Origin of the sequence: Amycolatopsis sp. lyj-84 (genome assembly GCF_046549075.1) — a bacterium.
GTDB lineage: Bacteria > Actinomycetota > Actinomycetes > Mycobacteriales > Pseudonocardiaceae > Amycolatopsis.
Genome location: NZ_JAJPWO010000002.1, coordinates 912,244 through 930,867, shown reverse-complemented (window position 1 = coordinate 930,867; position 18,624 = coordinate 912,244). Strand labels below are relative to the sequence as shown.

Genomic DNA, 18,624 nt, shown 5'->3' with positions numbered 1-18,624 from the left:
AAAGACCGGTCAGCCCGGGAGGCGGACCGGCATCAGCAGGTACAGGTAGCCGGGGACGACGTTGCCCTCTTCGTCGGCGGGCTTGATCAGCGCCGGCCGGTTCGGCGTGGTGAAGGTGAGCTCGGCGCGGTTGGCGTTCAGCGCGCCGAGGCCGTCCACGAGGTAACCCGGGTTGAACGCGATGGTCACCGGCTCACCCTCGTAGTCGACCTGAAGCTCTTCTTCGGCCGAACCCTCGTCGTCGCCACCGGCGGAGAGCCGCAGCGAACCGTCGTTGAATTCCAGCCGCACCTGGGTGCCACGTTCGGCCACCAGCGAAACACGCTTGATCGACTCGGCGAGCGCGGAGACCTCGATGACCGCGCGCGACGTGTGCTGCGCCGGCAGCAGCTGCCGGTACGGCGGGAACTCCGCGTCGAGGAGGCGGGTCGTGGTGTAGCGGCCGGAGCCGGACAGGCCGAGGAGGCCCTCACCGCTGGCGAGCGCGAGGCGGATCTTGGCGCCGCTGGCACCGAGCGTCTTCGCGGCCTCGGCGAGCGTGCGCGCCGGGACGAGCACGGCGGCGTCGGACAGGCCCTCGGCGGGCTCCCACGTGAACTCGCGCATGGCGAGCCGGAAGCGGTCGGTGGCGACCAGGGTCAGCGAGGAGCCGGAGATCTCCAGTCGCATGCCGGTCAGCATCGGGAGGGTGTCGTCCTTGCCCGCGGCGACGACGACCTGGGTGACGGCCTGGCCGAACGCGTCGCCGGTGAGTTCGCCGGCGAAGGCGGGCTGGGACGGGAGCTGCGGGTAGTCCTCGACCGGCATGGTCGGCAACGAGAAGCGCGCGGAGCCGCAGGTGATGGTGGCGCGGGCGCCGTCGACGGAGATCTCGACCGGCTGCGCGGGCAGCGACTTGGTGATGTCGGCCAGCAGACGACCGGAGACCAGGAGACGGCCCCCGTCGGCGATGGTGGCCGGGACGCCGACCGTGGCGGAGACCTCGTAGTCGAATCCGGAGACGGTGAGTGCGTCACTCGTCCCGTCGGATCCCGCATCGAGCAGGACACCGCCCAGAACCGGGACCGGAGGCCGCGACGGGAGGCTTCTCGCCACCCACGCGACGGCGTCGGCCAGCCCGTCACGCTCGACGCGGATCTTCATGCGCGCTTCCTTTCGACAGCCGAGCCCCTGACGGCTCGAAAGCTCAACGGGTCACCGCGGCCGGAGAGCGCGATGGCCAGGTGCCTCGCAGGTTCGTTCGGTCCGAGCGAGACGCGAACGCACGTCGACACGCAGACCAGGTGCAGGGACCCACGTTAGGCCGTCCCCGGGGTCCGCGTCACCTCGGCCTCCCCTTGCTTTTGTCGACAAGACGACACGGTTCGCCGTCTGTCCCCAGATTCGTCCATCGCCTGTTTTTGTTTTATTCCCTTCTTAAGAAGAACTAAGAACAGCAGTAGTAATAGGCGTTGTGGATTGTGTGGACAAGCCTCGTTCGCGCAGGTCCGGATGGCTCGGACCCTGTGGACTCCGGGTGTGTACGGACGGTGGACAGCTTGGGCCGTCGGTGGATGGTTTCGGGCCGCGCTCGATCTATCCACATTCGGCCCGAGTTGTCCCCATGGTTATCCCCAGATGTGGGGCGGTTTGTACCCAGGGGCTGTGGGTCCGGATCGTGACCGGAATCGCTCGGGAGAGTGATCCGTGCAGCCCGCGTCACCCTTGTGCACAACATGTGGGCAACCTGGGGACAACGTGTGGATCATGGTGTGGAAATGCTGTGGATTGCCTGTGAGTGCGATGTGGACGAAAAACCGATCGCCGCTGGTCTCACGCCCGCCGGAGTTGTGCACAAAGTACCCACAGCATGTGGATTTCCTTTGTACACAAGGGAAAACCTGAAATGCACTCAAGCACGTTTCGTGTCCTTCTCACCCGTACGTGCTGTCTTCGGGGTACCCAGTCCTTCGCGCCTTCACACGCTCTAAGACCTATGTGGACGGCTGCGCGCGCGCAGCAAGAAGGGCTCCCACCTGGACGGTGAGAGCCCCTGAAGTCCTTGTGTGCTAAGGGATTACTGCCTGGCCCGTTGCTTGATCCTGGAGGTCAGCTCTTGGACCTGGTCGTAGATGCGCCGTCGTTCGGCCATCTCCTTGCGGATCTTCTTGTCCGCGTGCATGACGGTCGTGTGGTCGCGGCCGCCGAAGGTCTGCCCGATCTTCGGCAGCGACATGTCGGTCAGTTCGCGGCAGAGGTACATCGCGATCTGACGAGCCGTCGCGAGGGCCTTCGTCTTGCCGGGCCCGCAGAGGTCGTCGAGCGTCACGTCGAAGAACTCCGAAGTGACGCCCATGATGGTCGGCGCGGTGATTTCCGGCGCGTGCGAATCCGGGATGAGGTCGCGGAGCACGATCTCGGCGAGAGCGACGTCGACCGGTTGCTGGTTCAGCGACGCGAAGGCGGTGACGCGGATGAGCGCGCCTTCGAGCTCCCGGATGTTCGCCTCGACGCGCGAAGCGATGAACTCCAGCACCTCGTTGGGGACCGCGAGCCTGTCCTGCGCCGCCTTCTTGCGGAGGATCGCGATCCGGGTTTCGAGCTCGGGCGGCTGGATGTCGGTGATGAGGCCCCACTCGAACCGCGTGCGCAACCGGTCTTCCAGCGTCTCGAGTCGCTTCGGCGGGCGGTCGGAGGAGACGACGATCTGCTTGTTCGCGTTGTGGAGGGTGTTGAAGGTGTGGAAGAACTCTTCCTGCGTACCTTCTTTTCCTTCCAGGAACTGGATGTCGTCGACGAGCAGGATGTCTATGTCGCGGTAGCGGCGCTGGAACGCGACCTTGCGGTCGTCTCGCAGCGAGTTGATGAAGTCGTTGGTGAACTCTTCGGTCGACACGTACCGCACGCGCATGCCGGGGAACAGCCGCTGGGCGTAGTGCCCGACGGCGTGCAGCAGGTGCGTCTTCCCGAGGCCGGACTCTCCCCAGATGAACAACGGGTTGTACGCGCGCGCCGGTGCTTCGGCGACGGCGACCGCGGCCGCGTGCGCGAAGCGGTTCGAGGCACCGATGACGAAGGTGTCGAACGTGTACTTCTCGTTGAGCTTCGTCTTCGACGTCTGCGGCTGCGCCGGCGCGGTGTAGGGCTGGCCCGCGATCGGCTGGCCGGAGAACGTCGGCCAGATCTCGGTCACGGCCGCGAGGGCCTCGCCCTCTTCGTCGACTTCTTCATCGCTGTCGTCGCCATCGTTGAGGCTGTTGTCCACCGGCTGCCGCGGGGGCCTCGGCTTCGGAGGCTCGGGCCGGGGGCGGTTCGGCGACAACATGCCGTCACCGTCGGGCAGCGGCGGCGGGCCGGGCACCGGGCCGCCGCCGTTTTCCACCCGGCCGGGTGACGCTTCGTAGCGGGGGCCGGGCGAAGCGGGGGGCATCTCGGTGCTGTCGACCTTCACCGCGAGGGAGACCGCGCGGCCGAGTCGTCGCGAAAGGGCTTCGGTGATCGCGCCGCGGAGGGCGCGTTCGATCGCTTCCTTGGCGAAGTCGCTGGGAGCGGCGAGCAGTGCGGTGCCGTCGAGCAGGCCGATCGGCCGGGTCACCCGCATCCAGGCGCGCTGCTGCGGGGAGAGGGTGCCATCGGACAGTTCGCGCACGACTTGTTCCCAGATGACGCCAAGATTGTGCTGGTGATCGGACACCTGCCTGACTCCCCTCCCCTCATCGGTGCGTGTGAACATCCGGGAAACACCGCGCTCCGAAACACCGGGTCGGGCGCCATCATGGCCCGATCAGCTCATGCGCACAGCAAATATCCACATAGTTGTCCACAGCTGTGCACTAATGTACGGCGGCCCGCGGCGACGTCACCTGCGGGATCGACGTAGGCCGGCGCGACGCCTCCACGCCCCGAGGACACCCGGGCGCCTGCACCGTTCCACCTTGGCGAAAACCCGGGGAGAGGCACGCTAACAAGCCCCGCCCGATGCCACAAGGCATCCTCGCGCGCAAGCATTTCACGGTGTACGGCGTGTTGCCATTCGGTGCCTTCACGTCGCCGGTGATCACTCTCCACGCACGGTCGCGGTCCGTGGTCGAGGGGGTGCCTGCCGGGCCCGGGCGGTGGGTGCGTACCCTCGTAAGGTCTCCCGTATACAGCGGGGGCGTTTCGCGTGCCCACGTTGTCGTCGCTCGACGTGACGAGGCCACACGTTGGTAGGAGACACCAGAGACTGCCGTGCGTCAGCACGACACGCCAGGAACGGGTCGAACCGTCCCCGGCGGCCGATGAAACAGGAGAAGTAAGTCGTGAGCAAGGGTAAGCGCACCTTCCAGCCGAACAACCGCCGACGCGCCCGGGTCCACGGGTTCCGGCTTCGGATGCGGACCCGCGCCGGCCGGGCCATCCTGGCGGCTCGTCGTCGCAAGGGCCGCGGCGCACTGTCCGCCTGATCCGGCCGCCGTCGAGGGACGTCGTGCTGCCGGCCGCCGCGAGGTTGCGGCGCAGTGAGGATTTCCGTGCCGTGATGCGGCGTGGGGCCAAGGCAGGCAGGCGCCGCCTCGTCGTCCATGCGTTGACCACGGACCCGTCCGAAGCCGCCGAGGCGGCGCGGGCGGGTTTTGTGGTGAGCAAGGCCGTGGGGAATTCGGTGGTCCGCCACCGGGTCTCCCGCCGGTTGAGGCATCTCGTTTCCGCCAGGATCGGAACACTGCCGCCGGGAAGCTCGTTGGTGGTACGGGCACTACCTCCGGCCGCGGACGCGTCCAGCGCGGAACTCGGCTCGGATCTCGACGCGTCGTTGCGGCGCCTCGGGTTGTCCGGGCCTTCCGCCGTCACCGGGAAGCCCCGCCAGACGCGACCCTCCGACAACGGATCAGCGGTGTAACGGCATGCGAGCCACCGAGAGCGAGACCACCGAAGAAGCCCGCCCCGGCCCGGTGGCCTGGGTGCTGCTCTTGCCCGTCAAGCTGTATCGCAAGGCGATCTCTCCCTTCCTTCCTCCGGCGTGCCGGTTCTACCCGAGCTGTAGCGCGTACGCCGTAGAGGCATTGACCCGGCACGGCGCCGGCCGCGGTACCTATCTCGCGGTCCGGCGACTGCTGCGCTGCGGCCCGTGGACGATGCCCGGCCGCGACCCGGTACCCGAGGTTTTCTCGTGGCGCCGCCGCCGACCTGAAACACCGATCGAGGAGTAGCTCAGTGCTCGACTTCATCTACTACCCCGTGTCCTTCATCTTGTGGTGTTGGCATTGGGTCTTCGGGCAGATCTTCGGCGAGGCGAACGCGGTTTCCTGGATCCTCGCGATCATCTTCCTGACGTTCACCGTCCGCGGCATCATGTTCAAGCCGTTCGTGAACCAGGTCCGGTCGATGAAGAAGATGCAGGACTTCGCACCGGAAATGAAGAAGGTGCAGAAGAAGTACGCGAACGACCGGCAGCGCCAGGCGATGGAGATGCAGAAGCTCCAGAAGGAGCACGGCGTCAACCCGCTGGGCAGCTGCCTGCCGATGCTGCTTCAGATCCCGGTCTTCATCGGCCTGAACCACGTGCTGCGGATGTTCACCATCAACCCGGTGCACCCGGGGCAGCCGAAGACCGAGAACTACTTCTTCAGCCAGAGCGGTGTCGAGTCGTACATCAACGCGAAGCTGTTCGGGGTCAACCTCGGTGACGCCATCTACACCGGTGTCGACATGGTCAGTGGCGGCAACGCGCCCACCGGCTTCCACTGGCACGTCGCGCCGGTCGCCATCCCGCTGATGATCGTCGCGAGCATCGCCACGCACCTCACCGCGCGTCACTCGGTCCAGCGCCAGAACCCCGAGTCGGCGACCCCGCAGACCGCGATGATGAACAAGCTGACGATGTACATCTTCCCGTTCGGTGTCCTCATCTTCGGTGCCCTCTTCCCGATCGGTCTGCTCATCTACTGGCTCGCGAACAACGGCTGGACCCTGATGCAGCAGCGCCTCGTCTACACGAAGATCGACAAGGAAGAAGAGGCCCGCAAGGAAGCCGAGAAGGAGAAGCGCGCGAACCTCGGCCCGAAGCCCGGCCAGAAGCCGACCGCGCCGCGCCCCGGCCAGAAGCCGGTCCAGCAGAAGAGGAACAAGCAGTCCTCCGGTGGTCAGGTCAAGAAGGCGGGTTCGCCCCACGGCTTCGCCCAGACCGGTTCGTCCGCCGCGGAGAAGAAGGACGCCGAGAACGCATCAGCCGAGCCGTCGACCAACGGCTCGAAGGAGAACGGCGCCGACGTGCCCGGTCTCATCTCTGACTCGACTAAGAAATCAGGCCGGAAGCGTCGCTGACGCCGATCCGGGCTGGAGAGGAGACCAACTATGGCGGAGACGATCGACACGATCGACGCCGAAGAGAACAGCGCGGCCGAGGTCGAGGGCGCGGCTGAAGAAACCGGTCGCAAGGGAGGTGTCGACGACGACGTCCTCGTGAAGGAGGGCGACATCGCCGGCGACTACCTCGAGCGGCTGCTCGACCTTTTGGACTACGACGGCGACATCGACCTCGATGTCGAAGCGGGCCGCGCGATCGTCAGCATCGACGGTGGCGAGGATCTGGAGAAGCTCGTCGGCCCCCGCGGCACCATCCTCGAGGCGCTGCAGGAGCTGACGCGCCTGGCGGTGCAGCAGGAGACCGGTTCGCGGAGCCGTCTGATGCTGGACATCGCGGGCTGGCGCGCGGACCGTCGCGAGGAGCTTCGCGAGCTCGGCCGCTCGACCGCCGAGACCGTGGTCTCGTCCGGTGAGCGTGTCCGGCTGCAGCCGATGAGCCCGTTCGAGCGGAAGGTCGTGCACGACGCGGTCGCCGCCGTCGACGGGGTCAAGAGCGAGAGTGAAGGAGAGGACCCGAAGCGCCGGGTCGTCATCTTCCCCGCCTGACGAGTTCTCTGAACGAAGCGGTCCGCCGGTCATCCGGCGGGCCGCTTCTTCGTTGCCGGGGTGAATTACACGCGTGGCGTTTCACGTGAAACGCGTGAAGACGAGTGGAGTTGTCCACAACTTCGGACTGTCTCCCCGCTTTGCGGTCGGCGTCATGGACAATCGGTGAAGCGCGTTTCACGTGAAACGGCGTCGAGGGTTGAGGAGCAAGAGTGGGCTTGGACGGGGTCGCCGCATCGGTTCGGAGTGCGGCGTCGGAAGTGTTCGGAGACCGCGTCGAGCAAGCCATCGGCTACGTCGAACTCCTGGAGCGGCACGGCGTCGAGCGCGGTCTGATCGGTCCCCGTGAGGTCGACCGGCTCTGGGAACGGCACGTGCTGAACTCCGCCGTGATCGGCGAGCGGATCCCCGACGGCGCCCGCGTGGTCGACGTCGGATCGGGCGCGGGGCTTCCGGGTGTACCGCTCGCGATCAGCCGACCGGACCTCGATATCGTTCTGCTCGAACCGATGGCCCGCCGGGTCGACTGGCTGGCCGAGGTTGCCGAGAAGCTGGAACTCCCCATCACCGTTGTCCGCGGGCGCGCGGAAGAGCGGCAGGTACGCGAGGAGCTCGGTGACGCGGATGTCGTCACCGCCCGGGCAGTCGCTCCGTTGGCCCGGCTCGCGAACTGGTGCCTCCCGCTCGTGCGTGCCCAAGGTGCTCTGGTCGCCCTCAAAGGAGCGAGCGCCGGAGAGGAAATCGAACGCGATCGCGTCGCCGTCCGGAAGGCCGGCGGCGGCGAGCCGGAAGTCTTCGAGTGCGGCGCCAAGGTGCTTGAGGTCCCCAGCACGGTCGTCGTGATCCATCGTCTGCCTTCGAAACCGTCTCGACCGCGCGGCAGGCGTAGCTAGACCGGTTCCACGTGAAACAACGCAGACCGACTCCCACTTCTAATACAGAGGAGGTTCGAGACCGGTGACTCCCCCACCGTCCGACCCCGCGAGCACTGGCCACGAACTCGGCTGGACGCCCATCGCCGAAGAGGCCGTCCGGGCCGCCAGCGTGCTGCACCCCAAGAAGGGCGCGCTCCCCCGGCCGACCCGTCGGCGCGTGCTGACGGTCGCCAACCAGAAGGGCGGCGTCGGCAAGACCACGAGCACGGTGAACCTCGCCGCCGCCTTGGCCGTCCACGGGCTCAGGACGCTCGTGATCGACCTCGACCCGCAGGGCAACGCGAGCACCGCGCTCGACATCGAACACCGATCCGGTACGCCGTCCATCTATGAGGTGCTGATCGGCGAGGTGACACTCGCCGAGGCGGCCGCGCAGAGCGAGCAGTCGGAGAACCTCTACTGCGTGCCCGCGACCATCGACCTCGCCGGCGCCGAGATCGAACTCGTGTCCATGGCGTCCCGCGAGATGCGGCTCAAGGAGGCGCTCTCGTCCGAGATCCTCGACGAGATCGGCGTCGACTACGTCTTCATCGACTGCCCGCCGTCGCTCGGTCTGCTGACCGTCAACGCGATGGTCGCCGCGCAGGAGGTGCTGATCCCGATCCAGTGCGAGTACTACGCGCTCGAAGGTCTGGGTCAGCTGCTGAGCAACATCGAGCTCGTCCAGAAGCACCTCAACCGCGAACTCAGCGTCTCCACGATCCTGCTCACCATGTACGACGGCCGGACGAAGCTGGCCGATCAGGTGACGAACGAGGTCCGGAATCACTTCGGGGACACCGTCCTCAAGACGGTGATCCCGCGCAGCGTGAAGGTCTCAGAGGCGCCCGGATACGGGCAGACGGTCCTCGCGTACGACCCGGGTTCCCGGGGCGCGATGAGCTACGTGGACGCGGCGAAGGAGATCGCCCAACGTGGGGCGGAGATGAAGGAAAGGAGCGGTACGGCATGAGCGAGCGCAGAGGGGGGCTCGGGCGCGGGCTCGCCGCCCTGATCCCCACCGGCCCGCCGCCGGGCTCGGCGGCCCCGGCCGAGAACGGTTCCGCCGCGGCTCCCGCTCCGCCGGCAGGCCCGACGGGACCGGACGACAAGGGCTGGTTCGCGGCCAACGGCGCGGCCGGTTCGCACGGCGGCGCGGTGGCAGGCGCGGTCTACCGCGAGGTGCCGCTCAGCCAGATCAAGCCGAACCCGAAGCAGCCGCGGCAGGTCTTCGACGAAGACGCGCTCAGCGAGCTGGAGCACTCGATCCGCGAGTTCGGGCTCATGCAGCCCATCGTGGTCCGGGAGCTCGGGACCGACGAGTACGAACTCGTCATGGGCGAGCGGCGTCTGCGCGCGTCCCAGCTGGCGGAGCTGGAGGCGATCCCGGCGATCGTCCGCCAGACCGCCGACGAGGCGATGCTGCGCGACGCGCTGCTCGAGAACATCCACCGCGTTCAGCTCAACCCACTCGAAGAGGCGGCCGCTTATCAGCAGCTGCTCGACGAGTTCGCGGTCACGCACGAGGAGCTGGCGGGTCGGATCGGGCGCAGCCGGCCGGTCATCACGAACACGATCCGCTTGCTCAAACTGCCCCTCGCGGTCCAGCGACGGGTCGCCGCCGGGGTGCTTTCGGCGGGGCACGCGCGGGCGCTGCTCTCTCTCGAGGACGCCGAAAGTCAGGAAGAGCTGGCCGCGCGGATCGTCGCGGAGGGCATGTCCGTCCGCGCGACCGAGGAAGCCGTCACGCTCAAGAAGAGCGAAAAACCGGCCAAGCCGAAGCCCGCTCCCCGCAAGCCGATCCAGGCACCCGGTCTCCAAGAGCTGGCGAGCCGGCTTTCGGACCGGTTCGACACTCGCGTGAAGGTCGACTTGGGCCGCCGCAAAGGCCGGATCACCCTTGAATTCGGGTCCGTTGACGATCTTGAACGCATCGTGGCGTTGATGGACGAAAACCAGGCAAATCGGACACTGGAAACCGATTAGGGATCACCCCAGGTCGTTTTGTCACGGTGACGATTGCTGAGCGATGATGAAGAGGTAACGCTGAGTGCTTGTTCTGGGGGCAAGTATGAAGGAGTTCTTCGGCGGTCGAAATCCGCGAGCGGTGGTCTTCGATTGCGACGGATTGCTCATGGACACCGAGCCGTGTTGGTCGGTGGCCGAGACCGAACTGTTCGCGCGGCGAGGTCTGCCGTTCGGTCCGGACGAGAAGGCGTCGGTGATCGGCAAGTCGCTACCGGCCGCCGCCGACGCGATGGCGGAGGCGTTCGGCGAACCTGGCGGCGGCGCCGAGATCGCGGACGAGTTGTTGAGGTTGGTGACCGAGGTCGTCACCGCGAAGGCGGAGGCGATGCCCGGCGCGCGGGAGTTGGTCGAACTGACCGCCGCCGCCGTTCCGGTCGCCGTCGCGAGCAACTCGCCCCGCGCTCTCCTGGACGCCGCTCTCGTCCGCGGCGGGCTTTCGGAAATGTTTCCCGTGAAACTGGCCGCCGATGAGGTGGCCGCGCCGAAGCCTGATCCAGAGATGTACCTGACCGCCTGCGGCCTCTTGAACGTCGAGCCTGCCGACGCGCTGGCTTTCGAGGATTCGATGACCGGTCTCCGGTCCGCGCGGGCGGCAGGGGTTCCTGTCATCGGGGTGCCCACGCTGAAGCATCAAGACTTCCCCGCGGACGTCGTGATCGGCTCCCTGTGCGATGAGGATCTGCTCGCGTGGGTGCGGGGATGGCCCCGGCGATGACCGAGCTGCCCTTCGTTCGCTTCCAGAGCCCGAGCCGCACCGAGCGACGGCCCAGGTCTTCATCGAGCGGGTCGACGGCTACCTGTCGATTCTGAAGAGGCACGGGATTCCGTGCGAGGCCAGGTCGTCGCCGTGGCCCGGAAATGAGAAAGGGGACTCGCCCGCGGTGGGCAAGTCCCCTTCGTCGGATCCGGCTCAGCTCTTGCGGGAGATCGCCCGTCCGACGAGGTCGGCGAACACCGATCCGAGCGTGGCGCCGCCCGCCTCGATCGCCATGGGCACGATCGACGTCTCCGTGAGGCCCGGCGACGGGTTCACCGCGAGGAAGTAGACCGTGCCGTCTTCGGTGACCACGGCGTCGGTGCGGGAGATGTCGCGAAGACCCAGTTGCCGGTGCGCGGCGACGGCGAGCTCGCCGACCGCCTTGGCGGCGTCGTCGGCGATCCGCGCGGGGGTGAAGAAGTCGGTCAGCCCGGCGGTGTAGCGAGCGGTGTAGTCGTACACGCCGCTCTCCGGCACGATCTCGACCGCGGGCAGGGCCTCGGGTCCCTGTTCGCCTTCGATGACCGTCACGGCCACCTCAACGCCGGAGACGAACTTCTCGGCGAGAACGGTGTCGCCGTAAGCGAAGCAGCCGACCATCGCGCCGGGCATCTCCGAGGCTTCCTTGACGACCTGGGCGCCCAGCGCCGAACCGCCCTGGTCGGGCTTGAGGATCAGGGGCAAGCCCAGTGTCTCGACCATCGCGTCCAGCACGGCCTGCGCGCCGAGCTCGCGGAAGGTGCTGTGCGGCAGCACGACCCAGTCCGGCGTCGTGAAGCCCGCGTTGGCGACCAGCGCCTTGGCCGTCGGCTTGTCCCACGCGCGGCGGCAGCCCTGCGAGCTGGTGCCGACGTAGGGCACGTCCAGCATCTCCAGCACCGTCTGCACCGCGCCGTTCTCCCCTTCACCACCGTGAAGGGCGACGATGGCCGCGTCGGGCCGCTGGGTGCGAAGACGTTCGAGCAAGCCCGCGTCGGTGTCCCACTCCTCGACGATGAGACCTTCCGCCCGCAGCGCGACCGAGAGCCGCCGCCCGGACCGGAGAGAGACATCGCGTTCGTGGGAAAGTCCGCCTGCGAGTACGGCGACGGTGCGGTCGACCATCGAGGACTCCTTTTGTCTAAGGGGACGCCCGGTCGATCAGACCGTGTCCGGAGAGGGGTTCTGTGGCCCCGAGATCGAGCGTGGGCTCACGTTACCGAAGGTACGCGCGAGGTCCATTTCGGACTCGAGCACCGCGGCGAGCCTTCGGACGCCTTCGCGGATCCGCTCCGGCGTCGGGTAGCAGTAGGAAAGGCGCAGTTGTCTGCTGCCGAAACCGTCGGCGTAGAAACCGGTTCCGGAGGCGTACGCGACCCGGGCGGTGACGGCCCTCGGCAGCATCGCCTTCGTGTCGACGCCTTCGGGGACTGTCATCCAGACGTAGAACCCGCCATCGGGTTTGGTCCAGCTGTAGCCGGCGGGCATGTGCTGTTCGAGCGCGGTCAGGATCGCGTCCCGGCGCTCCCGGTAGTTCTCGCGGAAGGTCTTGATCTGCCCCAGCCAGTCGTGAGTCGAGAGGTATCGCGACACGATCAACTGGTTAAGCGTCGGCGGGCAAAGCGTCGCGGACTCGGCCGCGAGCACGAGTTTCTCCCGGACGGCGTGCGGTGCGAGCACCCAGCCGACCCGGAGGCCGGAGGCGAAAGTCTTCGAGAACGAGCCCAGGTACACCACGTTGTCGGGGTCGATCGAGCGGAGCGCCGGGTACGTCTGCCCGCTGAAGCCGAGCAGGCCGTACGGGTTGTCCTCGACGATGAGGATGTCGTGCTCGCGGCAGATCTCCACGATCTCCGCGCGGCGCTCGACGGCCAGCGTGACGCCGCCGGGGTTGTGGAAGTTGGGGATCGTGTAGAGGAACTTGACCCGCTGGCCCGTCTTCTTGGTCTCCGCGAGCGCGGCTCGCAGCCCCTCGGGGACCAGGCCGTGGTCGTCCATCGCGACGTGCACGACGTTCGCCTGGTACGCGGCGAAGGAGCCGAGCGCGCCGACGTACGACGGGCCCTCGGCGATGATGACGTCGCCCGGGTCGCAGAACAGCCGGGTGACCATGTCGAGCCCCATCTGGGAGCCGACAGTCACGACGACGTCGTCCGGGTGGGCCTTGATGCCTTCGAGGGCCATGATTTCGCAGATCTGCTCACGCAGCGCGGGAACACCGTGCGCGGAGCCGTACTGGAGCGCGACCAGGCCCTCTTCGGCGATGAGCTCGCTGACCTGTGCGGACAACGAATCGAGCGGGAGCGCGGCGAGGTTCGGCATCCCGCCGGCGAGCGAGACCACCTCGGGGCGACTGGCCACCGCGAACAATGCCCTGATCTCGGAAGCAGTCATTCCGGCCGTACGCGCGGCGTAGCGGTCGAGATGCGGGTCGAGGTTGTGTCGGCCGCTCTGCGGCCTGACAGGGCGATTCTCGGTCATCAGGCGCTTCACCCGTGCTTCGAAGTGGACATAGTCGCTACCGACTGGTAGTTCCATCGAGTGTAACCACCCTCCCTTGAGGGGCCCTGGCCTTCCGGTGTTCATCACATCCGCCTATCCTCGATCAGGACCCCTTCAGCAAGCCCTGCTCGGGACAGGGCTGCGTCGGGTGTCCGTTGTCCAGGGAGGTTTGTCGGTGTCGCGTCGCGTCGTGGGCGTAACCCTGGACAATCTCGAGCATCTGCCCAAGAGCTGCCGCCGCTGCGTGTACTGGGAGCTGGCGCCGCACATGAAGGCGCAGGCCGAGGAGTACGGCGCGACAGAGGTCGAAAAAGAAGCCTGGGTTTCCAGCGTGCTGCTGGAGTGGGGTTCCTGCGGCCGCATCGTCTACAGCGACACCTTGCCTGTCGGCTTCGTGCTTTACGCGCCGCCGAACGCCGTGCCGCGTTCGCTGGCCTTCCCCACTTCCCCGCCCGGCCCGGACGCGGTTCTGCTGACCGCCTTCCAGATCCTTCCCGAATTCCAGGGTGGCGGGCTCGGCCGGATGCTGGTGCAGGCGGTCGCGAAGGATCTGACCAAACGCGGGGTCCGCGCGATCGAGGCCTTCGGTGACGCCAAGCCCGAAGAGACCGATCCGGACGGCGGGCACAGCTGCGTGCTGCCCGCCGCGTTCCTGCAGAGCGTCGGGTTCAAGACCGTCCGGCCGCATCCGCGGTGGCCGCGGCTGCGACTGGAACTGCGGTCGGCGATCTCGTGGAAGGAAGACGTGGAGGCGGCCCTCGAACGGCTGCTCGGCCAGGTCTCCATCACCACCGCCGAACCGAGCATGGGCCGCGCCTGACCTTTAGGCCGTTCCGGATTCCTCGGAAGACCCCTTCATCTCACGCCTCTAGCAGAGTTTTCGGGTGCGCGCAGCAGCCATCCCCCGCCTTGGGGACAGCTGTGGGTAACCTGCCGAGTTATCCACAGATCGCTGCTAGGAGCGGTGGAAAATCTGTGGATGGGTAGGCTGGACCTGGGGACGCCCCCCGGGAAGGGCGGGGGCTGCGCGCCGGGTGGAGCTAGGGGTGGCGTGGTCCGGCGAGGGGGCACACAACCGGTTGTGCCGAGGGCGTCGGCAGGGGCATGTGCGCCTTTGTGCGGGTGTGGAGGACTGGCTACTCCGCTTTGGCGAGTTCGTGGGCCAGGACGTCGGCGAAGGTGAACGTGCCTGTCGGCTGGTCCCCTTCGCCGAGGAGGTACAGGCGCTTCACGGCGACCAGGATGCCTTCGGCGACGATGTCGCGGAAGGCCGGGTCGGCCAGTTTGCGGCTGTCTTCCGGGTTGGTCAGGTAGCCGATCTCGATCCGCACCGCCGGGCAGCGGGTGCGGGTGAAGATCTCCCAGGTCTTGTAGTGCGTGCGGCAGTCGCGCAGGCCGGTGCGGGCGGCCAGCTCGCGCTGGATGAAGCCCGCCAGCAGCTCACCGACGGTCGACGTCGTGCCGTTGCCGGTGCCGAAGTGGAAGCTCGCGACACCCTGCGCCTTGGGCGAGGGGTTCTTGTCGTTGTGCAGCGAAAGGAACAGGTCGGCGCCCGCTTCGTTCGCGAACTTGGCGCGCTCACCCTCGGTCGGGCTCTGGTTCGGGCCGCGTGAGATCAGCGCTTCCATGCCCGTGGCCTGCATACGGCCTTCGAGCCGTCGAGCCAGATCCCAGGCGATGTCCGCTTCACGCAGGCCGCTCGCGACGACACCGAGGTCTTCGCCGCCGTGGCCAGGGTCGATCACGATGCGCTTGCCGCGCAGCCGGGGGCCCGCCTGGCGCACCTGCTCCTGCTCGCGCAGGAAGACGGGGCGGCCGCCGCGGGCGCGCGGCGAAGAGAGCCGGTGCAGCTCACGGATGGTGGCCGGACCGCACATGCCGTCGGCGACCAGGCGCATGTCGCGCTGGAAGGTCTTGAGGGCGCGCTCGGTCTGGGCGCCGAAGTGCCCGTCCGGGCGGCCGGCGTCGAAGCCGAGTTCGGTCAGCCGCTCCTGGAGCGCGAAGACGTCGTCGCCCTGCATGGGGGCGGAGAACATGTAAGTCAGCGGGCGGCTGCCGAGATGGAAGCCCGCGCCACGAAGCGCCTGATAGGTCGCCGGACCCACCAGACCGTCGGTGATGAGCCCACGGCCCTGCTGGAACGCTCGCACGGCATGTTCCATCGCCGTGTCGAAGACCTCGTACTCCCCGGATTCGGTCACCGGCGGGAGCAGCTCCATCGCCGCCAGCGTGGACCTGATCTCGGCGACGTCCGGTCCGGCGTCACCGCGGCGGAGTACCCGCATGCACTCCTCGCTCTTCCTTTGGGGCACCGAAGGAGCTCGATGCACGACTTTGAAAACCCTGCGGGGCGAACCCCGGTGCTCTATTGTGCCCTGTGAACTCTCGGTGAGCGCGGAGGCCCGGTCGGTGCGTCAAGTCCCCGTTCGTGGAACCCTTCCCGGCGCCATGATCATGTTCCTGTGACGGTGAGGAATACCCGTCCGGCGGAACGACGAAACCCGGAGCCTGGGCAGGCCCCGGGTTTCGGCTGGTGAAACGCGAGATCAGAGGACGTCGGCGAGGTCCGAGAGCAGCGCGGCCTTCGGCTTGGCGCCGACGATCTGCTTCACCGGCTTGCCGCCCTGGAACAGGATCAGCGTCGGGATCGACATCACCTGGTAGTCACGCGCAGTGTTCGGGTTGGCGTCGATGTCGAGCTTCGCGACAGTCAGCTTCTCGCCGTTCTCCGCCGCGATCTCTTCGAGCACCGGGGCGACCATCTTGCACGGACCGCACCAGGTGGCCCAGAAGTCGACCAGCACGGGCTTCTCGCTCGTCAGGACGTCGTCGACGAAGGTCTTGTCGGTCACCGTCACGGTGTTGGCCATGGTGTCTCCTCCTGGGTGGTGAACGGATGCTGTGAAAGTCAGCTGGTGGTGGCGCCGTAGCCGCCGCCGACCAGCTCAGGGGTCTCCTGGGCGGTCTCGACACCGGCGTGCTCCGCCAGCCATCGTTCCGCGTCGATCGCCGCGGCGCAGCCCGAACCCGCGGCCGTGATCGCCTGCCGGTAAGTGCGGTCGACCAGGTCGCCTGCCGCGAAAACGCCGGGGAGGTTCGTGTACGAGGTCCGGCCCTTGGTGAGCACGTAGCCGTCCTCGTCGAGGTCCACCTGACCACGCACCAGTTCGCTGCGCGGGTCGTGACCGATCGCGACGAAGAACCCCGTCACGTCCAGCTGGGACTCCTCGCCGGTCACCGTGTCCTTGAGCTTCAGGCCTTCGACCTTGCCCTCACCCTCGACGCCGGTGATCTGCTTGTTGAGCGCCCACTTGATCTTCTCGTTCTCGCGGGCCCGGTCCAGCATGATCCGGGAGGCGCGGAACTCCTCGCGGCGGTGGACGATCGTGACGGACTTGGCGAACTTCGTCAGGAAGGTCGCCTCCTCCATCGCGGAGTCGCCGCCGCCGGCGACCACGATGTCGTGGTCGCGGAAGAAGAACCCGTCGCAGGTGGCACAGGCCGAAACACCGCGGCCGAGCAGTTCCTGCTCACCCGGGACGTTCAGGTAGCGGGCCGCGGCGCCCATCGAGAGCACGACCGCGCGGGCCGCGTAGCGCTTGCCGTTCGCGACGACGTACTTGACGTCACCGGTCAGCTCGACGGACTCGACGTCCTCCTGGCGCAGGTCGGCGCCGAAACGCTTGGCCTGCTCGCGCATCTCTTCCATGAGGTCGGGACCCTGGATGCCTTCGCGGAAGCCGGGGAAGTTCTCGACCTCCGTCGTCGTCATCAAGGCACCGCCGAACTGAGTGCCCTCGAACACCAGCGGTTCGAGCTGCGCTCGTGCCGCGTAGACAGCGGCGGTGTACCCCGCAGGACCCGACCCGACAACGATCAAGTTCCTGATTTCCTCGCCAGCCACCCGTGACCTCCGCTCGTAGTGACCTGTTCACCAGGCTCAACACGATCGTAAGGGCCGGTGTTCCCGGGGTGACCGGCGCTACTTCTCCCGGCTTGCGGCGGCGATGGCAAAGGTCCCTCGCTACCCGACCGGGAGCAAGGGACCTTTTCCTGGCGGCCGAAGGCAGCAGGGGACCTTTGTTACCGCTGTTACCGCCGCTATCGCTCTCCGCTGCTACTTCTGTCCGATGATCTTGTCGAAGAGGACCGACGCGTTGCCCGGGCCGCAGTCGGCACCGAAGGCGACGATGCGGAACTGGGCGAGCTTGCCTGTGGTGTAGATCACCATCACGCCGTCCTTGCCCGCGACGTTCACCGGCCGGATGCCCTCCGGCCGCACGTCGGGGTCCAGTCCGGCGGCTTCGACACAGGCGTCGAGGCGCTCCTCGGTCTTCAACGAGCCGAAGTCGCGGACGCCGATCGCCTTGCCGACGAGGGCCTCGGCCCCGCCGCCGTCTCCGCCGACCGACGAGCCGGTGGGGGCGGGCGGAGGCTGCGCGACGCCGCCCGGCGTCGACTGCTGCGTGGTCGGTACGACGATCGCGACGGCGGCGATGGCCGCCGCGGCCACGGTCGCTATCCCCGCGCCCCAGCCGATCCGCTTGTTCCGCTTCCGCCGTGCGGCCGCGAGGTCCACCACCGGGGCGACCTGCGCCTGCTGCCCTTCAGGTGCGCCTTGAAACGCAGGCGACGCCTGACGGGCCTGCATCTCGGCGGCCAGCGCCGCGTCGAGCCGCGCCGCGAACTCCGCGGGCATCGGAGCGACCGGCTCGTTCGCGAGTTCCGCGAGGTCGGCCGTCGTCGCTTCGAGTGCTTCGATGATCGCCAGTGCTTCGGGGTCGGCGTTCACCAAGGGCCAGAGTTCGGCCGCTTCTCGCTCGTCCAGCACACCTGCGTGCAGGTCGGCGAGCACATCGACAGACCACGGCGGACCGACGGTCCCACCGATCCCCCTGCTCTCGTCTGTCATCGTCCCTCCCCGTCACCCGGCGTGCCCTGAGGACGCCTGGCACCCCGTTCCGGGGTAGCGCGAACACGTTTGCTTTCGTGAGTTGGGACGTTCGCAATCGCATCGGGGTTCCGCAGATGTCCGAGAACCTTCGCGAGCTTTCCACGACCTCGAGCACACCTGCTCTTGACCGTGCCCTCGGCGATACCGAGCATTTTCGCCGTCTCGGCGACGGAGTATCCCTCGACGTCGACCAACACGATCGGGGCACGTTGCTCTTCGGGAAGCTGGTCGAGGGCTTCCTTGACGACGAGGCTCGTCTCGCGCTCGGACATCGAGTCGCGCGGTGAGGCGGGCTCGTTGAACTGCCCGGTTTCGGGCAGCGGAACGGTCGGTCTGGCCTTGCCCCGCCGGATGCGGTCGAGGCACGCGTTCACGACGATGCGGTGCAACCACGTCGTGACCTGTGATTCGGCTCTGAAGTTGCCCGCTGCGCGGAACGCGGAAATGAAGGCGTCCTGCAGGGCGTCCGCGGCTTCTTCCGGGTCCCGCACGGTGCGCAGGGCCACCGCCCACATGCGGTCTCGATGTCGCTGGACCAGTTCACTGAACGCGTGCGGGTCACCGGCGGCATGCGCCGCTATGAGATCCGCGTCCGTTGGAGCTGCAGCTGTCACCCGGGA

19 protein-coding genes are annotated in these 18,624 nt (G+C 67.5%); 10 read left to right on the top strand and 9 right to left on the bottom strand.

The features are described from left to right. Window positions 1-9: 9 nt before the first annotated feature. Window positions 10-1,143 (bottom strand): DNA polymerase III subunit beta, encoded by a 1,134-nt coding sequence (gene dnaN / locus ACLJRM_RS09430; protein ID WP_020632653.1) that lies wholly within the window; start codon window positions 1,141-1,143, stop codon window positions 10-12. Between the two features lie 913 nt (window positions 1,144-2,056). Then, the gene (gene dnaA, locus ACLJRM_RS09425) at window positions 2,057-3,673 is read right to left on the bottom strand and encodes a chromosomal replication initiator protein DnaA (protein ID WP_101611581.1); all 1,617 of its coding nucleotides are present in this window, start codon (window positions 3,671-3,673) and stop codon (window positions 2,057-2,059) included. A 607-nt stretch (window positions 3,674-4,280) separates the two neighbouring features. Between dnaA and rpmH the strand changes: the two genes are divergently transcribed. The 9 genes from rpmH (at window position 4,281) to ACLJRM_RS09380 (ending at window position 10,527) form a co-directional block, all read left to right on the top strand. Beyond that, a complete protein-coding gene (rpmH, locus tag ACLJRM_RS09420; RefSeq protein ID WP_005154511.1) occupies window positions 4,281-4,424 on the top strand; it encodes a 50S ribosomal protein L34 in 144 nt (47 codons plus the stop codon). A gap of 23 nt (window positions 4,425-4,447) precedes the next feature. Next, the gene (gene rnpA / locus ACLJRM_RS09415; RefSeq protein ID WP_101611580.1) at window positions 4,448-4,858 is read left to right on the top strand and encodes a ribonuclease P protein component; all 411 of its coding nucleotides are present in this window, start codon (window positions 4,448-4,450) and stop codon (window positions 4,856-4,858) included. A 4-nt stretch (window positions 4,859-4,862) separates the two neighbouring features. Beyond that, the gene (gene yidD, locus ACLJRM_RS09410; RefSeq protein WP_101611579.1) at window positions 4,863-5,168 is read left to right on the top strand and encodes a membrane protein insertion efficiency factor YidD; all 306 of its coding nucleotides are present in this window, start codon (window positions 4,863-4,865) and stop codon (window positions 5,166-5,168) included. A 4-nt stretch (window positions 5,169-5,172) separates the two neighbouring features. Beyond that, window positions 5,173-6,282, top strand: coding sequence for a membrane protein insertase YidC (gene yidC, locus ACLJRM_RS09405; protein WP_101611578.1), 1,110 nt, complete (start codon window positions 5,173-5,175; stop codon window positions 6,280-6,282). 30 nt (window positions 6,283-6,312) lie between these two features. Next, window positions 6,313-6,870: a protein jag gene (locus ACLJRM_RS09400; protein WP_101611577.1), complete on the top strand. Its 558-nt coding sequence runs from the start codon at window positions 6,313-6,315 to the stop codon at window positions 6,868-6,870. A gap of 212 nt (window positions 6,871-7,082) precedes the next feature. Further along, window positions 7,083-7,763: a 16S rRNA (guanine(527)-N(7))-methyltransferase RsmG gene (gene rsmG / locus ACLJRM_RS09395; protein ID WP_101611576.1), complete on the top strand. Its 681-nt coding sequence runs from the start codon at window positions 7,083-7,085 to the stop codon at window positions 7,761-7,763. A 64-nt stretch (window positions 7,764-7,827) separates the two neighbouring features. Beyond that, the gene (locus ACLJRM_RS09390) at window positions 7,828-8,757 is read left to right on the top strand and encodes a ParA family protein (protein ID WP_101611575.1); all 930 of its coding nucleotides are present in this window, start codon (window positions 7,828-7,830) and stop codon (window positions 8,755-8,757) included. Beyond that, on the top strand, window positions 8,754-9,770 hold the full coding sequence (locus ACLJRM_RS09385) for a ParB/RepB/Spo0J family partition protein (RefSeq protein WP_410662777.1): 1,017 nt from the start codon (window positions 8,754-8,756) through the stop codon (window positions 9,768-9,770). Before ACLJRM_RS09390 ends, ACLJRM_RS09385 begins: the two co-directional genes overlap by 4 nt. Window positions 9,771-9,855: 85 nt before the next feature. After that, a complete protein-coding gene (locus ACLJRM_RS09380; RefSeq protein WP_410662776.1) occupies window positions 9,856-10,527 on the top strand; it encodes an HAD family hydrolase in 672 nt (223 codons plus the stop codon). A 195-nt stretch (window positions 10,528-10,722) separates the two neighbouring features. On the opposite strand, the gene ACLJRM_RS09375 is transcribed toward ACLJRM_RS09380, so the two are convergent. Continuing rightward, on the bottom strand, window positions 10,723-11,673 hold the full coding sequence (locus ACLJRM_RS09375) for a D-alanine--D-alanine ligase (protein WP_101611572.1): 951 nt from the start codon (window positions 11,671-11,673) through the stop codon (window positions 10,723-10,725). 36 nt (window positions 11,674-11,709) lie between these two features. Beyond that, the gene (locus ACLJRM_RS09370) at window positions 11,710-13,029 is read right to left on the bottom strand and encodes a PLP-dependent aminotransferase family protein (protein ID WP_410662775.1); all 1,320 of its coding nucleotides are present in this window, start codon (window positions 13,027-13,029) and stop codon (window positions 11,710-11,712) included. Window positions 13,030-13,225: 196 nt separating this feature from the next. Between ACLJRM_RS09370 and ACLJRM_RS09365 the strand changes: the two genes are divergently transcribed. Beyond that, window positions 13,226-13,870 carry a GNAT family N-acetyltransferase gene (locus tag ACLJRM_RS09365; RefSeq protein ID WP_101611571.1) on the top strand — a complete coding sequence of 215 codons (645 nt, stop codon included), beginning with the start codon at window positions 13,226-13,228 and terminating at the stop codon, window positions 13,868-13,870. A gap of 316 nt (window positions 13,871-14,186) precedes the next feature. On the opposite strand, the gene ACLJRM_RS09360 is transcribed toward ACLJRM_RS09365, so the two are convergent. The 5 genes from ACLJRM_RS09360 to sigM form a co-directional block, all read right to left on the bottom strand. Next, entirely contained in the window at window positions 14,187-15,335 is a 1,149-nt protein-coding gene (locus ACLJRM_RS09360; protein ID WP_101611570.1) for an N-acetylmuramoyl-L-alanine amidase, read from the bottom strand. Window positions 15,336-15,596: 261 nt separating this feature from the next. After that, window positions 15,597-15,920 carry a thioredoxin gene (gene trxA / locus ACLJRM_RS09355; protein ID WP_101611569.1) on the bottom strand — a complete coding sequence of 108 codons (324 nt, stop codon included), beginning with the start codon at window positions 15,918-15,920 and terminating at the stop codon, window positions 15,597-15,599. Window positions 15,921-15,958: 38 nt separating this feature from the next. Continuing rightward, a complete protein-coding gene (gene trxB / locus ACLJRM_RS09350) occupies window positions 15,959-16,954 on the bottom strand; it encodes a thioredoxin-disulfide reductase (RefSeq protein WP_101611568.1) in 996 nt (331 codons plus the stop codon). 213 nt (window positions 16,955-17,167) lie between these two features. Then, window positions 17,168-17,962, bottom strand: a complete 795-nt coding sequence (locus ACLJRM_RS09345) for a hypothetical protein (RefSeq protein WP_410662774.1) — start codon at window positions 17,960-17,962, stop codon at window positions 17,168-17,170. Continuing rightward, the gene (sigM, locus tag ACLJRM_RS09340) at window positions 17,959-18,618 is read right to left on the bottom strand and encodes an RNA polymerase sigma factor SigM (protein WP_101611566.1); all 660 of its coding nucleotides are present in this window, start codon (window positions 18,616-18,618) and stop codon (window positions 17,959-17,961) included. The genes ACLJRM_RS09345 and sigM overlap by 4 nt, the downstream gene beginning before the upstream one ends. Between the last annotated feature and the right edge of the window lie 6 nt (window positions 18,619-18,624).

Coding starts and splice junctions, on each gene's coding strand:
- dnaN (WP_020632653.1), bottom strand. CDS start 1,143: ATGAAGATCCGCGTCGAGCGTGACGGGCTGGCCGACGCCGTCGCGTGG.
- ACLJRM_RS09400 (WP_101611577.1), top strand. CDS start 6,313: ATGGCGGAGACGATCGACACGATCGACGCCGAAGAGAACAGCGCGGCC.
- yidD (WP_101611579.1), top strand. CDS start 4,863: ATGCGAGCCACCGAGAGCGAGACCACCGAAGAAGCCCGCCCCGGCCCG.
- ACLJRM_RS09375 (WP_101611572.1), bottom strand. CDS start 11,673: ATGGTCGACCGCACCGTCGCCGTACTCGCAGGCGGACTTTCCCACGAA.
- ACLJRM_RS09370 (WP_410662775.1), bottom strand. CDS start 13,029: ATGACCGAGAATCGCCCTGTCAGGCCGCAGAGCGGCCGACACAACCTC.
- trxA (WP_101611569.1), bottom strand. CDS start 15,920: ATGGCCAACACCGTGACGGTGACCGACAAGACCTTCGTCGACGACGTC.
- ACLJRM_RS09380 (WP_410662776.1), top strand. CDS start 9,856: ATGAAGGAGTTCTTCGGCGGTCGAAATCCGCGAGCGGTGGTCTTCGAT.
- ACLJRM_RS09345 (WP_410662774.1), bottom strand. CDS start 17,962: ATGACAGACGAGAGCAGGGGGATCGGTGGGACCGTCGGTCCGCCGTGG.
- ACLJRM_RS09385 (WP_410662777.1), top strand. CDS start 8,754: ATGAGCGAGCGCAGAGGGGGGCTCGGGCGCGGGCTCGCCGCCCTGATC.
- ACLJRM_RS09360 (WP_101611570.1), bottom strand. CDS start 15,335: ATGCGGGTACTCCGCCGCGGTGACGCCGGACCGGACGTCGCCGAGATC.